The 14,701-nt window shown below is 32.5% G+C and carries 14 protein-coding genes and 1 tRNA gene; 4 read left to right on the top strand and 11 right to left on the bottom strand.

From position 1 onward, the window contains the following. Window positions 1-114 precede the first annotated feature (114 nt). From VRU49_RS07770 to VRU49_RS07750, 5 genes are all read right to left on the bottom strand, one after another. On the bottom strand, window positions 115-762 hold the full coding sequence (locus tag VRU49_RS07770; RefSeq protein ID WP_330146214.1) for an NAD(P)-dependent oxidoreductase: 648 nt from the start codon (window positions 760-762) through the stop codon (window positions 115-117). Between the two features lie 85 nt (window positions 763-847). Further along, window positions 848-1,111, bottom strand: a complete 264-nt coding sequence (locus tag VRU49_RS07765) for a GIY-YIG nuclease family protein (RefSeq protein ID WP_330146213.1) — start codon at window positions 1,109-1,111, stop codon at window positions 848-850. Window positions 1,112-1,239: 128 nt separating this feature from the next. Continuing rightward, the gene (locus VRU49_RS07760) at window positions 1,240-1,704 is read right to left on the bottom strand and encodes an SRPBCC family protein (protein WP_330146212.1); all 465 of its coding nucleotides are present in this window, start codon (window positions 1,702-1,704) and stop codon (window positions 1,240-1,242) included. Between the two features lie 364 nt (window positions 1,705-2,068). Beyond that, window positions 2,069-2,533: a hypothetical protein gene (locus tag VRU49_RS07755; RefSeq protein WP_330146211.1), complete on the bottom strand. Its 465-nt coding sequence runs from the start codon at window positions 2,531-2,533 to the stop codon at window positions 2,069-2,071. A gap of 390 nt (window positions 2,534-2,923) precedes the next feature. Next, the gene (locus VRU49_RS07750; RefSeq protein WP_330146210.1) at window positions 2,924-3,160 is read right to left on the bottom strand and encodes a DUF6804 family protein; all 237 of its coding nucleotides are present in this window, start codon (window positions 3,158-3,160) and stop codon (window positions 2,924-2,926) included. Here VRU49_RS07750 and VRU49_RS11490 point away from each other — a divergent pair. Then, on the top strand, window positions 3,103-3,264 hold the full coding sequence (locus tag VRU49_RS11490; protein ID WP_488803431.1) for a DUF2798 domain-containing protein: 162 nt from the start codon (window positions 3,103-3,105) through the stop codon (window positions 3,262-3,264). The genes VRU49_RS07750 and VRU49_RS11490 overlap by 58 nt on opposite strands. A 192-nt stretch (window positions 3,265-3,456) precedes the next feature. On the opposite strand, the gene VRU49_RS07745 is transcribed toward VRU49_RS11490, so the two are convergent. The 5 genes from VRU49_RS07745 to VRU49_RS07725 all read right to left on the bottom strand — a co-directional run bounded on the left by VRU49_RS07745 (window position 3,457) and on the right by VRU49_RS07725 (window position 10,218). Next, on the bottom strand, window positions 3,457-4,176 hold the full coding sequence (locus VRU49_RS07745; protein ID WP_330146209.1) for an endonuclease/exonuclease/phosphatase family protein: 720 nt from the start codon (window positions 4,174-4,176) through the stop codon (window positions 3,457-3,459). A gap of 219 nt (window positions 4,177-4,395) precedes the next feature. Further along, window positions 4,396-5,268: a hypothetical protein gene (locus VRU49_RS07740; protein WP_330146208.1), complete on the bottom strand. Its 873-nt coding sequence runs from the start codon at window positions 5,266-5,268 to the stop codon at window positions 4,396-4,398. 5 nt (window positions 5,269-5,273) lie between these two features. Next, window positions 5,274-7,172 (bottom strand): phospholipase D-like domain-containing protein, encoded by a 1,899-nt coding sequence (locus tag VRU49_RS07735; RefSeq protein ID WP_330146207.1) that lies wholly within the window; start codon window positions 7,170-7,172, stop codon window positions 5,274-5,276. Window positions 7,173-7,844: 672 nt separating this feature from the next. Continuing rightward, window positions 7,845-7,931: transfer RNA gene (locus VRU49_RS07730), tRNA-Ser, on the bottom strand. 238 nt (window positions 7,932-8,169) lie between these two features. Beyond that, a complete protein-coding gene (locus VRU49_RS07725; RefSeq protein ID WP_330146921.1) occupies window positions 8,170-10,218 on the bottom strand; it encodes an HD family phosphohydrolase in 2,049 nt (682 codons plus the stop codon). Window positions 10,219-10,421: 203 nt separating this feature from the next. Here VRU49_RS07725 and VRU49_RS07720 point away from each other — a divergent pair, with 203 nt between their 5' ends. The 3 genes from VRU49_RS07720 to VRU49_RS07710 all read left to right on the top strand — a co-directional run bounded on the left by VRU49_RS07720 (window position 10,422) and on the right by VRU49_RS07710 (window position 14,174). Continuing rightward, complete coding sequence (locus tag VRU49_RS07720; protein ID WP_330146206.1) at window positions 10,422-11,600, top strand: acetyl-CoA C-acyltransferase; 1,179 nt, start codon at window positions 10,422-10,424, stop codon at window positions 11,598-11,600. Window positions 11,601-11,743: 143 nt separating this feature from the next. Beyond that, the gene (locus tag VRU49_RS07715) at window positions 11,744-13,339 is read left to right on the top strand and encodes a peptide MFS transporter (protein WP_330146205.1); all 1,596 of its coding nucleotides are present in this window, start codon (window positions 11,744-11,746) and stop codon (window positions 13,337-13,339) included. 25 nt (window positions 13,340-13,364) lie between these two features. Next, window positions 13,365-14,174: a polyprenol monophosphomannose synthase gene (locus tag VRU49_RS07710; RefSeq protein WP_330146204.1), complete on the top strand. Its 810-nt coding sequence runs from the start codon at window positions 13,365-13,367 to the stop codon at window positions 14,172-14,174. Here VRU49_RS07710 and VRU49_RS07705 read toward each other — a convergent pair. Beyond that, window positions 14,171-14,683 (bottom strand): YdeI/OmpD-associated family protein, encoded by a 513-nt coding sequence (locus tag VRU49_RS07705; RefSeq protein WP_330146203.1) that lies wholly within the window; start codon window positions 14,681-14,683, stop codon window positions 14,171-14,173. The genes VRU49_RS07710 and VRU49_RS07705 overlap by 4 nt on opposite strands. Between the last annotated feature and the right edge of the window lie 18 nt (window positions 14,684-14,701).

Raw genomic sequence — 14,701 nt, 5'->3', positions numbered from 1 at the left:
TTTAGAATAAGATTTAAGCCTTAAAAAAATCTAAAAACAAGTTAATCAACGATTTAAAATTATTCTAATCCTAGAAAAGTCTTGTATAAAGATAGATAGGATATTAAAAGAACTTTAATAAGCAGCAGTAAACCTCATTCTATGGTGTTTTGGTTTTTCAATTTCATCTGCAATTACTACTGCAACATCTTCCACAGATAAAACGCTATGACCTTTTTCATCAAAAATAGGTTCATCCTTACCCAATCTATATTTTCCTGTCCTTCCGATATTTATTCCTGGATGCATTTCAAAAGCTGGACTAAAAAATGCCCAATCGAGTTCCTTTTCTTCTTTCAATATATTTAAATAATCTCTAGCTGCAGAAGCACCTCCATAAATTGCCTTTGGAAAATCTGGTGTATCTACCGCCTGCACATCCTTATCTACATACAAACTCCCTGCACCACCAATTACGATAAACCTATTTACCTTAGCATCCTTTACTGCTTGTTGAATAGATTTGGCTCCTTTAATAAAATCATCATAAATATTTTGATTTTGCCATCCGGCATTAAATGCACTTACTACAACATCAACGCCCATTAACTTCTCCGTAAGCAATGCCACATCATTAACATCTACTTTTATATATTCCAAATTTGTATGTGAAGAAGAATTAGCACTTCTACAAATTCCAATTACCTTAAAATCGCGATCTACCAATTCTTGTATAATTTTACTACCCACAAAACCAGTAGCTCCAATAACTGCTATTTTCATTATGTTAATTTTAGATTATAGCACAAAGATGTGGAATTGGTTTCAAAAATCAACTTCTTGGGTTAGCTAAACCAAATTTGAGGTGTTAACTACTATTAACTTCGCTTATGAAATGCTTTTTAGCAAAATCCCTACCTGAAGAAGATTTCAAAAATGCTTCGAAAGATAAAGCCATTTTCAATTTAGGATAGCTACACACCCAACATAGTTTTAATGGAAGAAGCTTTTTTGTTACCCTATTTCTACCCTGATTATGTTTCTCTAATCCTTCCCTTAAATTATTGGTACACCCAATATAAAGTCGACCATTACATAATTCTATAACATACACATAAAACCATTTTTTCATATCCCCCTTACAGCATTTAACTAAAATACATAAACTTAATTGCAAAATTGGAAAATGGGGTACTTTATCAATAATAAGGGTTTTAAATCATCTCTGAGGTTGATAAAAAAACTCAATCGTAAAGCCTATTATTTTGCTTTCTCACAAATTTCCTTCAACTTATTAAGTGCTTTAGGATAAACCTCATTCATATAATCTACGAAATCTTCCGAAGTATCTAACTCAACAGTAACTGTTGTAACCCCATTTATTTCCTCGAAAGAATAATTTTCATAACCATTTGCCCATTTTTCTACTTCAGGACCTGTCGTAATTTCTTCATCCCCTTTTAATAACCCGAAATGACGGATTGAAATAAATTTGTTCAAAATATTATCAAAAATTTCGGAAACCATCCCTCCTTTTTCTCCATTTTCATCCGTTCCGTGGAATAATATTTTACTTCCTTTATCCCAAGAACCTTCATATGTAGAAGTCGGGTTAAACAATGCCACCCATTGCTCATAAGTAGATTTGTTAGAAAGGCCCAGCATCGCATCAAATACCTGATCTGCTGGTGCATTGATTGTTGTAGTGAATTTAATCCTTTTCATAGCTTATAATTTAAAAATGAATGCTAACCATTGCACGCCTTTAGAATTAAATCTAACGATCGTTATGGGAACCTAAACATCACTAAAAAGGAGTACAAATCGGTTTTCTAAAACCTTAAATAAATATAAAACATTTAATAGAAAGTTGATGCATTTTTTGCCGTAAAATTTTGTAAATCAACACAATTAACCTCCAACATTTTCAACAAAAAGCATGACAATTATATGCCTTTGAAAAAAGCTTCTCATTTTGCTAAATGCTAAATACAGGTAAAATAACAATTAAAACTACTTTGAAGCTTTATACTTTTATTAGGGATTAATTTGAAAAATGGGTTGGTAAATTGGTCCTATTTAATTAAAATCAATTCTTAATCTCAATATTAAGTTGTCGTCCTTCTTCTAATGCTCTTTTATCCATCGACATTCCAACAACAACCCCTATTCCCATACCGATTGGAAGTCCAATTGCTAAAAGACCAATATTACCCACACTAAGTCCGAAAGCAACACCAAGTGGTAGACCAAAAGCAGTCATACCTAATACCATCCATAAGGTTCTATAATAATTTATAGGTACAATTTTGTGTGTTTTTTCTACTTGTTTCAGAATTGCTGTTTGCTTTTGCTTTAAAAGTTTAATCAATTGAACCCCATTAAGATTTGATGAATTTAAAACATCAACACTATCGTTAATTAAATTGTAAACATCATGGTTCAATTCCTTACTCTTCAATTCGTTAAGCAATTCACCAAATTGAGAATATGCTTTGTTTAGTTTGTCGTCATTAGAAATGTCTTCTCTACTATTAAGTTCTTTGATATTCATAGATTATTTAGTTTAGTTTAGTTACGTTATTAAAATTTTTGGATTTATAAAGTAGGAATAATGAGCGCTATGCTTTATTTTGAAAAATAGTTTCAGAAAAAACCAGACCTACTTTAGACTGCTTTTTGAACTCATAAAAAAACTTAAACCACCTAACCAACACTAACTTACTAATAAAACCGTAAAACCAAATATTTATTTTCAATGGCTATTGTTATTTTATTTAGTTTCTGAAATAATAGTAATGATCAATAAAATCATATCTGTTTTTTCAACTTCAAATCTTTTATAGTAATCAATTTGCCTTTCAAAACACAAAATTTTTATTGTAGTGAAATTAGAATATTAAACAAAAATTGAGAAAAGTGCGTAATTCATATAGAACAGCTTTTAGCGAGAGTTTTCTTTTGGTTTTAAAAACATTGAAATTAAAAGCCCAATTCCTACAACTATGTCAACAATATTCCAAATTTCTCTTCCTAAGGCGATTTTAAAAAAAGGTTGAAATAACAAAGCAAGTCCACCGTAAATTATCATTTCCGTTTGTCGTCCTTGTCTATTTGCATGAGATGCTAAAATTGCAAAACCTAAAAATCCTGCGAACCTTACAAACTGATGTAATACCAATATGGGCAAAAAGTATTTCAGTTAACTTTGCTATGTCATATCCGCCGCAATTAATTATTGCTGGACCATTTGTAAGGTTTGTTTTTAGAAAATTATTTCCTTAAGGCACCTTAGTTGAACAAACTAATGTGTCATAAGGTGAATTTATGTAGTTGTTGTTAGCAGTTTCGGGATTGGAGTAGTTGAGGATTTCGAAGCAGGAAGATAAATTAGATACACAAATCTTAAATTTACCACTTCACTTTCTTAGAAGCACGAACCCCCGATTTTGCAAAACGGCTATTATGGGTCATTGTTTATAATTTAGTTGTCTCAATTTCATAAAATATCGGCATATGATCACTAAGATTTAGCCATTTTTCTGCAGGTCCAATTTCAAATTTCTTTGTTAATTCAATTAATTTTTCAGGTCCAAAAATGTAGTCAATATGGTATGGCCTTGCAATTTTTCGCTGAAAATATAATGTAGGAATAGATTCTTTTCCGTGTTGTTCTCCTGTCAATTTATGGTAAATGCTTTCAATTCCAATTTCTTTTAATTCTTTTACGACATCTGAGTGATTCCACCATCTATCCCATTCATCCCATATTGCATTGCTATTAAAATCCCCTATAATTAAAGCACCTTTCAGTTTGTCTTTGTTTATTTGCAAATATTTCCAAAGCTGTCCTATGTAACCAAAGTTTGGTGAGTTGTTTCTATGTGTCCAAATGGCAAGTAAGTCAAATTCATTATTAACTTTACAAGGTAAAAAGTGTTTTACAGTATAATTATTGAAATTATTTGTCCAATCTAATTTTTCAAGCTTGATTTCTGGTTTTGCAAAAACACCAAGTCCTTTGTTTTTTGTGTCGCCAGTCCATAAATAATTTTCAGCCCAAGTTTGGTAATCGCCGTGCTTTGATTCAGTCGGATTTTCACATTCTTGAATTATATGAATATCTGCTTGATAATATAAAAGCCTGTCAAATTTCTTTCTAAATGCTCCATTACAGTTCCAAGTTATTATTTTCAATTTCGTGTCGTTTTTTACAATTCCAGCTAATTATTCTCTTCATAACGCGAGCAGGGGAATTTTACCTCTGAACTTCCTATGAAGTACTGAACTTTAAACTTACCTTATTCCAGCCTTACGAAGCACGAAACCCCTATTTACTTATAGTTGTAAACTGGCCTTTTGTCTACTTTCATTCTCACGCCGTTGTTAGGGGCAATCTGAATTATGTTTAATACTTTAATACTTTTTCCATTCAAAACTTTTAAATCCACTTTCTTTTGCCCATTTTCGCCAAACAGCCTCTAAAATCTCATTGTCCCTCTGTCCAATTGGATACTTATAAGTCTGCAATAAGTCGTTCTTATCACGTTCGTGAGTCTCTAATATGTGTAGATTAATAAATTGATTTTTTTTGTTTTTAATTGGTGTTAAACTTAATGATTGGTTTGTGTTGAGCGCAGTTTGAATGTCAACGTTGTTTATTTTGGAATACTGTCTCACTTTATCAATTTCAGAAATTCCAAAATAAAATTGATTGTTAGAATTTTTATTAAAATACTCTAAATAACCGTCTGTGAAAATGTATATGTGATTGTCGAAGTTAATGTATGTTGTATCTATACCATTAGTCAAACTAGAGTCTTTTTTCACGATTGGTTCGTTTTCAATTTTTTCTATTAAAACACTAATTAGATCCAATCCCTTATTTCTAATATTTGCATAAGAATTATTTACTTTAAGTACAAAGTCGTTAATTTGATAATTCAAACCATTACTTTGAAACTTACCTGATGAATTAATAAATTGTTGTTTGTCTTCCAATTTTTTAATTTTATCAATATCAATTGTTGCAATAACCTTGTCGGAAAATGAAGAAAAAATAATGGAAGATCTATCTCCAATTTTTTCACCTGGCTTAACGCATTCATTTTTAAAAAAATCAATAATTTTAAGAATTTCATTAATATCTTTAGATGGTTTGTTATCAATACGACTAGATAAATCAGATAGAATAACTATATTTTGATATGTCAAATGTTTAATTTTTGGTTCGGTACTACAAGAGTTAAGTAATACGATTGCCGAACATAAGATTAATATTTTTTTCATTTTTTTTATAAAATTGCTATTTCACTTGCTCTATCTATTTCCTTTACTCTAAATGCAACCTCTTCTGTCGCATAATATTCTGGTAGAAACTCAATAAAACCTGATTTATATGCAGAAATAACACTATCAAATATTACATCAGTAAATATTTTTCCACTTAAGATCCTTGCACTGTAATCGTCATATATCGCTTTTAATTGATTTTTCCATTCTGAATATCTAATTTCAATTTGAGTTTGATGATTGTTCATCTCACTTTCTATTTGAAGAATCTTTCCTTTTTGCAAGTTTATAGCTTCTTCTATTTCTTTTAACTTATTTGCTATTTTTTCTTTTTCCGAATTAAGTTCTATCATTTCTTCTTCCAACAATTGAATTTTTTTGTTTTTTTCTGCATCTACCAAATCTTTTTGTGAATTTTTAAAAGCATTTGTAATATTTTCAATCAAAAAGTGTGTTAGAATTAAAGGGAACATACCAAATACAAAAATCAGCCAAAATTCTCCGAGCTTTACAACATCCCAAAACTGAAGTGTTGATTTTTTTGCAACCAACAAACTTTTTATTTCGTCGGTGTTCATTGCAACCATGTATGAAACCAAAATATCAAAAATCAACAACCCAACCAAAAACAAAATAAAGTTTATTACTTTGTTTTTACTTCCAAGAATTTTTATGTTGGATAGAAGAATAGGTATAAGAAAGAAAAGTGAAGCAATAATACCGAATAACACACCTTGTTGTCTAAAAATTTTTATAATTGCATTTGCATCAACAAGTTGTGGAATTCCTGGATTTATTCCAGCTTCCAAAGATTCACGAATTACATTGCCTTCAAAAAAGACTTTGTAAATTGCCGAAGCAAAAAATATTGATAAATAAAACGCAAAAATCGCTAATCCTATCAAAACAAAAATATTTCCCAAAGTCCAAAATCTATTCACTAAGAATGATTGTTCTAATGTTCTTCTTTCTAGTTTGTTTTTTTCAATCTTTATATTAATTTGAAAAAGTCCTATTTCTCCAGAATTTTGATTACCCGTCTCTAAAATTGATTTTTCTTGTTTAAGATCATCAATTTTTTCATTGACTTGTCGATTTTCTAATTCACCATTTCGTTTTTCAATACTTAATTTTTCTTGCTTCTCCGTTTCTAAATTGGCTTTCGTACTTTCATAAGCGATTGTAACATTAGAAGACAAAACATTTTTCATATTGCCCAAACCTTCATCTGTGGCGTAAGTTCTAATTCGTTCCTTTATGTTTTCGTACTCAACCCGAAAAATATCTAGATTCCCATGACTTTCTCTTGAGTTTTCATATCCTTGTTGCCTATATTTTTCGGTATCTATTTGTGCAGCAGAATAGACAAGGTCATGTAACCGTTTTGAGAAAGTGTCAATAATATTTAACGGTTGAACTTCTGCGATTTTTTGTTCTGTTCTTTGAGTAGGTTCATTTACTGCTATACGATTATCTATGTTATATTTTAATCGTTCAAATTCTGAAAGCATTTGTGTATAAGTTGTCAGGTCGTCTGATACTGTAATATTTTCAACGTTGTTATTACTTGCATTTAAAGAATAATTGTATGAACCGTTAATCGAAATTCTATTGTCAATAAGACAAAATTTATGATGCATAATTCCACGTGCGTCACCTGTTTCAAAGGCATGTACACTAATGTTAGCACCTTTAAGCATTAACTTTACGGTATCATTCTGAAGATTTGAAGAAAGAATAATATCAACGTTTATATTTCGATTTTTAGCTTCAACAATTGCCATGGCAATTTCTCTGTCTGTAAAATATGCCATTGCAACATAAATGCATTGTTTTGCATTATTGATTTCGGAAATAATTCTTTGTTTAATTTCAGTTCCGTTAGTTATAAAATCGTTCATATTTTTGTTCTTGTTTTGTATTTATCTGCGCCTGCCAATTTGGAATTAAGCGCTAAAGTCTACCAATAATTAGCGAATAGCTAGTCTATCATTCACATTCTATTTTAGATGTTAAATTTTGATATTTACTATTCCTATTTTCCAATTCATTTTTTTAAAACCATCATATTTGCTTTTAACATTTAGAGTGATTTAGTACTTACAAATGAAAATTCAGTTGTTTTGTAGTATTTATTCTCAATAACTCTCTACTATATTATAAATCTTTTCTGCAATTAATAGATGTCTGATGTTCCATTGTTTTAACCCATTTTGTTACTGCCTATTTCAATTTTGGATTTAACTAAAGCTTTGTATAAACATCTATTGGGAGAATTTATATCCACTACTTTATTCCTCAAAATTTCCTATAAATAAGCTCCCATTTCATTATTTAACAATAAACAACACATTACCGTTAGTTTCGTTAAACTTTAATAAATAACAACTTATTATTAATCCAAATATACCGCACCAAAAACTCTTAATATTGCGGGAACCCGCAAATTGAAAAAAAATGGAAATTATTTTTAGAGATCCTACCGCTGCATTGCATTTCGCTCCAGGAGGACGGGTCGAGGAGAATACCTCCGAAAAAAAATGCCCACCAACATAGTTGGCAGGCATTTGAAGCGGAGAGAGAGGGATTCGAACCCTCGGTACCGTTACCAGTACGACAGTTTAGCAAACTGTTCCTTTCGGCCACTCAGGCATCTCTCCTTATTTTTATTTCTCGATACCTTTAGCGACAGTTTAGTCCCGAAATTTCGGGATTCCTTTCGGCCACTCAGGCATCTCTCCGTGTTTTTTATTTCTCGATACCTTTAGCGACAGTTTAGTCCCGAAACTTCGGGATTCCTTTCGGCCACTCAGGCATCTCTCCTTTTTAAAGGCTAATTTTCATTTGCCTTTCGGGTTGCAAATATAATAATTCCTTACGCTCTACAAAGAAAAATTATCACGTTTGTATATAATCTATTCTAACATGATAGATACTTTTTAACATCGACTTGAAAATCAGCTTAATAGTTTCTAAATCTTTTAAGGTTAAATCGCAATTATTTAATTGTTGCTGGTCTAATTTATAGTTAATGATGCGCTCAACCAAGTCATCGATGTTGTTGGCGTCCGGAATTTTCAAGCTTCTAGAGGCCGCTTCTACAGAATCTGCCAACATTAATACGCCTTGTTCTTTGCTAAAAGGAATAGGTCCGGGATACCTAAAGGTGTTCTCATCCACAAATTCATCCGGAGAATTTTTTAAATGAGATTGATAAAAATAATCGACACGAGTATCACCATGGTGGGTTCTAATAAAATCTATAATCGACTCAGGAATCTGACTCTTTCTACAAATTTCTATGCCCTTAAAAACATGCTGAATTATGATCTGTGCACTTTTCTCATAAGATACTTTATCGTGCGGATTAAATTCGGTGGTCTGGTTTTCAATAAAGTACTGAGGGTTCTCTATTTTTCCTATATCATGGTACAAAGCCCCTGCCCTAACTAATAATGAGTTCCCGCCAATTTTAAATATTGCTGCTTCGGCTAGGTTGGCAACTTGTAAGGAGTGCTGGAAGGTTCCAGGCGCCTTAAAGGCCAATTCCCTAAGTAATCTGCTGTTGGTATTGGTTAGCTCAATGAGTGCAATATCTGATGTTATACCAAATATTTTTTCAAATCCATAGATCAAAGGATAAGCCAATAAGGTTAATAATACACTGAATAAAAATGGTATAAAGTTACTCCATTCTATGTCGGCTAAATAACCTTCTCTTAATAAGGAAATTCCTGTAAATGAAATAAAATAAGATATTAAAATGAATACGGCTGATATTAAAAGTTGTTCCCGCTTCAGTAAGTTTCTTATGCTATAAATGGCTACCATTCCGGCCGTAATCTGATAGAAAACAAATTCGAAGCTATTTGGCACAAAGAATCCAGCTATCAATACAACTAATAAATGAAGGTATAAAGCAAGTCGGGTGTCAAATAGGATTCTGATGATAATGGGAACTATACAAAACGGTATGTAGTATAAGCTGCTTAAGTTTAGTTTAATAGCCCAAGTTAAGGCCAACAACATAAAGGTTATGATGATGAGTAATAGGATAAGTTGTCGCGTGTTGGCGAATATATCCTTCCTAAACATGAAGAGGAATATCATCAACAAGCTGATGATGAAGGTTACAAGTAAAATCTGACCAAAGAATACAAAATTAGTGTTCCCCGTTGCACGAGCCTGACTTTCATAAATTTCTTTGAAGGACAGTAGTTTTTGATAAGTTTCTTCATCAACCACGCTACCTCTGGTAACTATTACTTCTCCCTTTTGCACCATACCTCGAGTAGTAGAAATGCTATTTACTGTGCTTTCCTGAATAGTTTTGGTTAAACGTTCATCAAAATTAACATTGGGCTGAATATGGTCTTCGATTAATGTGGACACCAATTTCTGCTCAGCTAATGTTTTGTTTTTAATGGATTCTTTGATGTAGAATAAGGCAGATTGAGCAGTGTATAAATCGTCGCTGTTTACTTTCTGACTTACATTTTGTTTTACAAGGGTTAATATAAACCCACTTAGGTTGTCGCTATGTTTAGGTATAATGCCGATTATTCCTTTGGCATAAATATTTTTAAGTAATTCTGTGCTTCGTTGTTTTACTTTTAGTTTTGAGCTTTCAGGCAAACCGCTACTATTCCATTTGATATCGAATTCGGTTTGAAAGGCATCTATTTCGGTCTGACCAATGGTTTCGTCGTAAATATAAATTGGAGGAACATTTTGTATGGCTTTTTTCTTATCGGTAGCCATTTCCGGATTGGTTTTTAGAATACCAAAGGTATAAGCCGATACTAGGTCTTTATTATTCCATTCCTTCCCTTTTTCAAATTCATATCTAAAACGGGGTTGTTTAGGAAGAAAATAGGAAATTAACAATACACAAAGTACCATCATAAAGTACTTCATGTTTCTGGGATAGTTCCCATCTGCAATCATATTTGGATTTGAGTTCTTTTCCAATTTCAAAGTATAAGTATTTCAAAATTAGTATATTTTTTTGATTAATGATTTTCAGCGGTGCATAGCTGTAGATAATATTAACCTAATTGTTATTTAGCAACAATTGTTTTATAAAGCAGATCAATTCTCCATTTCTAGTAGGTTTTCGCTAAATTGCATCCTTTAACCAATTAAATAATATGAAAGAAGTTGTAATTGTATCTGCTGTTCGTACAGCGATCGGTTCATTTGGAGGATCTTTATCGGGATTCTCAGCTACCCAATTAGGTGGAATTGCTATTAAAGGAGCAATAGAAAAGGCCGGAATTAAACCAGAAATGGTTCAAGAAGTATTTATGGGGAACGTATTATCTGCAAATTTAGGTCAAGCTCCTGCTACACAAGCTGCAAAATTTGCTGGATTACCAGATCTTCCTGCAACTACTATTAATAAAGTTTGTGCTTCAGGTACAAAATCAATTATGTTGGCTGCTCAAGCAATTGCATTAGGTTCAATAGATATTGCTATTGCTGGTGGAATGGAAAGTATGAGTAATGTTCCATTTTATTTAGATAAAGCTAGAAATGGATATAGATTAGGTCACGGTCAATTAATTGATGGCTTAGTTAAAGACGGATTATGGGATGTTTATAATGATTATCATATGGGTTCGGCAGCAGAATTATGTGCTGTAGACTGCAATATTTCGCGTGAAGATCAAGACAATTATGCTATTAATTCATACAAAAGATCTCAAGAATCAGTAAATAATAACAAGTTTGCAGGTGAAATTATTCCAGTTGAGATTAAAGATAGAAAAGGTAATGTTACTGTTTTCGATAAAGATGAAGAGCCTTTTGCTGTTAATTTCGACAAAATACCTGGATTAAAACCAGTATTTAAAAAAGATGGTAGTGTTACTGCTGCAAATGCATCTACCTTAAATGATGGTGCTGCTGCATTAGTTTTAATGTCGGCCGATAAAGCAAAAGAATTAGGGTTAAAACCATTGGCTAAAGTGCTTAGTTATGCTGATGCTCAACAAGCACCAGAATATTTTACTACTGCTCCTGCTCAAGCCATCCCTCGTGCATTAGCAAATGCTGGATTAAGTGTAGCAGATGTAGATTTCTTTGAAATTAACGAAGCTTTTTCTGTGGTAGCCCTAGCTAATAATCAATTATTAGGCATTACAGATAAGAATGTAAATATTAATGGTGGCGCAGTTGCATTAGGTCACCCGCTTGGCGCTTCAGGTGCTCGTATTGTTGTTACTTTATTAAGTGTTCTACAACAAGAGAACGGAAAAATTGGTGTAGCAGGAATTTGTAATGGTGGTGGCGGTGCCAGTGCTATAGTTATTGAAAAATTAGCTTAATCAATAGCATATTTTTTAAACCACCAGTGGTATTTTCATTTTTTATGATTTATATATTTTGAAACTTCCACTGGTGGTAAGTATATTGCGCCCTTAACTAAAAAATAAAACTGAATTTACATTTGAATTTTTAACCAAAAAATATGGCAGCAGTCGTTAATTCGCTTGAAAATGAACAAGCATTAGACCAGCACTTAGCTGAAAACAATGTAGAGCAAACCAAGTTGTACAATCACCCTGCGGGTTTATTTGTACTCTTTATGACAGAGATGTGGGAACGTTTCAGTTATTATGGTATGCGCTCTTTATTAACCCTTTTCTTAATCAGCGAACTTTCTAAAGGTGGCTGGGAATGGGACAGAAAAGATGCACTTGATTTATATGCATGGTACACAGGATTGGTTTATTTAACACCAATTATTGGCGGATTTATTGCAGATAGACTAACTGGATATAGAAAAGCTATTGTTTTAGGGGGTATAATTATGACCTTAGGACATGCTTCTATGGCTTTAGAAGGTTTTAATCCAAATTTCTTCTATGTTGGACTTGTTCTAATGATCTTAGGAAATGGTTTGTTTAAACCAAATATTTCATCAATGGTTGGACAACTTTATCCGGCAATCAGCGATAAAAAAGATTCAGCATACGCTATTTTTTACATGGGTATTAACTCAGGTGCATTCTTAGGTATGTTAATGTGCGGATATATTGGCGAAAAAGTTGGATGGCACTGGGGATTCGGTTTAGCCGGAATTTTTATGTTCTTCGGTTCATTACAGTTTTATTTTGCACAAAGAATTTTCGGGAAATTAGGCTTTAAAGCCGAGAAAAAAGCAAAAGAAGTAAAAGAAACTACTTCATCTGCAAATGAAATTCAAGATAAAAAAGTTGTAACCCAACGTTTATACGTTATCGGTGTATTCTCTGTTCTAACCATTTTCTTCTGGATGGTTTTTGAACAAGCTGGAGGCTCTATGACTATTTTTGCGAAGGATTATACCTTGAGAAACCTAACCGGAAATTCTGCTACAATTTTTAAATACGTTGATGCAGCACTTACTATTTTCCCTCTCCTAGCTGTTTCTGTAGTATTGTTTGCGTTGGCTAAGAAAATAATGAAAAAATATCCATTGTCTATTTTATTAACTACTTTGAGTATTTTAATTATTTGGGGATTGGCAATTTGGAAATTAAATAAAGAATTTTCTGCTGAAGGTACTGAGGTTCCAGCATCATGGTTTGGTATATTAAACTCATTCTTTATTGTTTCTTTAGCACCTTTCGCTTCTAAAATTTGGGAAACTAAATTTAATCCAAGCGGACCAGTTAAGTTTGGTATGGGATTAATTTTTGTAGGTTTAGGCTTCGCCGGATTAGCTTATGGTGGTAGAGATATTGCTGCAGGCGCTACAGTGGCTCAGGTGAGTATGTTCTGGTTAATTTTTGCTTATTTCTTCCATACAGTGGGCGAATTATGTATTTCTCCAGTTGGTTTATCTTATGTAAGTAAATTAGCACCAGCTAAACTTGTAGGTTTAATGTTCGGTGTTTGGTTTACTTGTTCTGCTATTGGTAACTGGTTAGCAGGTACATCTGGAGGTTTAATTGATCAAATATCTAACGAATACTCTATTTCTGTATTCTTCTTAATATTCACTATTCTACCTATTGTAGTTGGTTTATTCGCATTTGCAATCTCTCCAATTTTACGTAAGTGGATGCATGGTGTTCATTAATATTTACTTTTAACTTTAACTCTACGTGTCAGATAGCTTAGTCATTATTCCAACTTATAACGAGAAGGAGAATATTGAAAAAATAATCAGGAAAGTGTTTTCATTACACCAACCTTTCCATATTTTAATAATTGATGATGGATCTCCAGATGGCACTGGAAATATTGTTAAAAGTCTTCAAAATACTTTTCCAGAGCGTTTATTTTTAGAAGAACGCTCTGGAAAATTAGGTTTAGGTACAGCTTATATTCATGGATTTAAATGGGCTTTGCAAAGGTCATATGAATATATTTTTGAAATGGATGCAGATTTTTCTCATAATCCGAAAGATTTAATCCGTTTAAGAATGGCTTGTTTGCCTGCCAATACACCAGAATTTTTAGGCAATACGCTTCCTGTTGATGCTGAACATGAGCTTTCTTCCCATATTTTCCCTATCCAAAAAGATAATGCAGATGTTGCTATTGGATCGAGGTATGTTACAGGGGTAAATGTGGTTAACTGGCCAATGGGACGTGTGCTGATGTCTTATTTCGCATCTATGTATGTTAGAATTATTACTGGCATAAAAGTTCAAGATGCTACCGCCGGATTTAAATGTTATAGAAGATGTGTTTTAGAAAAAATACCGTTCGATAAGATTAAGTTTATTGGCTATGCATTCCAAATAGAAATGAAGTTTACAGCCATAAAATATGGTTTTAAAGTTACTGAGGTACCTATTATTTTTACAGATAGAACCGAAGGCACTTCTAAAATGAGTACCAAAATTTTCCGTGAAGCTTTCCTAGGTGTTCTTCAATTGAAGATCAATAGTTGGTTTAGAAAGTACTAAAATTTGTTGCCCCTGCTTTCCCTTATCATTTTCCCGTAATCCCATTGTTTATCCATAGCATTAACCACCATAGATATTCGTTTAAATCGGGTTTCGAAGGTTTTTGAATCCGTTATGTATTTTATAAAATAGCCCTGATGAGATGGCGCTAGTTTTTCGAAGTTCTCCCATAGATATTGCTCTTCTTGTAAACAAATTAATAAATCGTCTGGAGCTTCTATTTTAAAGTCTTTATCTTCTTCTAATAATGCGATGATTGGGTCGCCCTCGTTTTTAGAAAGTTGTTTTCTTAAAGATTGTTTTAAGGCTAAAATAAAATCGCCTTCCCCAATTGGGACGGTTGCCATGCCTTTAATTGGAACGTTATCTAAATAACCTTTAACCCGGAAGCTCTTCTTAAAATTAGGTTTAATTTTTTGGGCTGTTGACTGTGGAATTAAGATATACCTCCACCCTGTTTTATCTCCCTTTTCATCAAATCTTTCTATTACACTTTCTAGTTTTACCATTGGATAAATTTAATTTTA

This window comes from Pedobacter flavus (assembly GCF_036324285.1).
In the GTDB taxonomy this organism is placed as follows: domain Bacteria; phylum Bacteroidota; class Bacteroidia; order Sphingobacteriales; family Sphingobacteriaceae; genus Pedobacter; species Pedobacter flavus.
The sequence above is the reverse complement of the archived record's forward strand: the minus strand, read 5'-3'. Positions and strand labels throughout refer to the sequence as shown.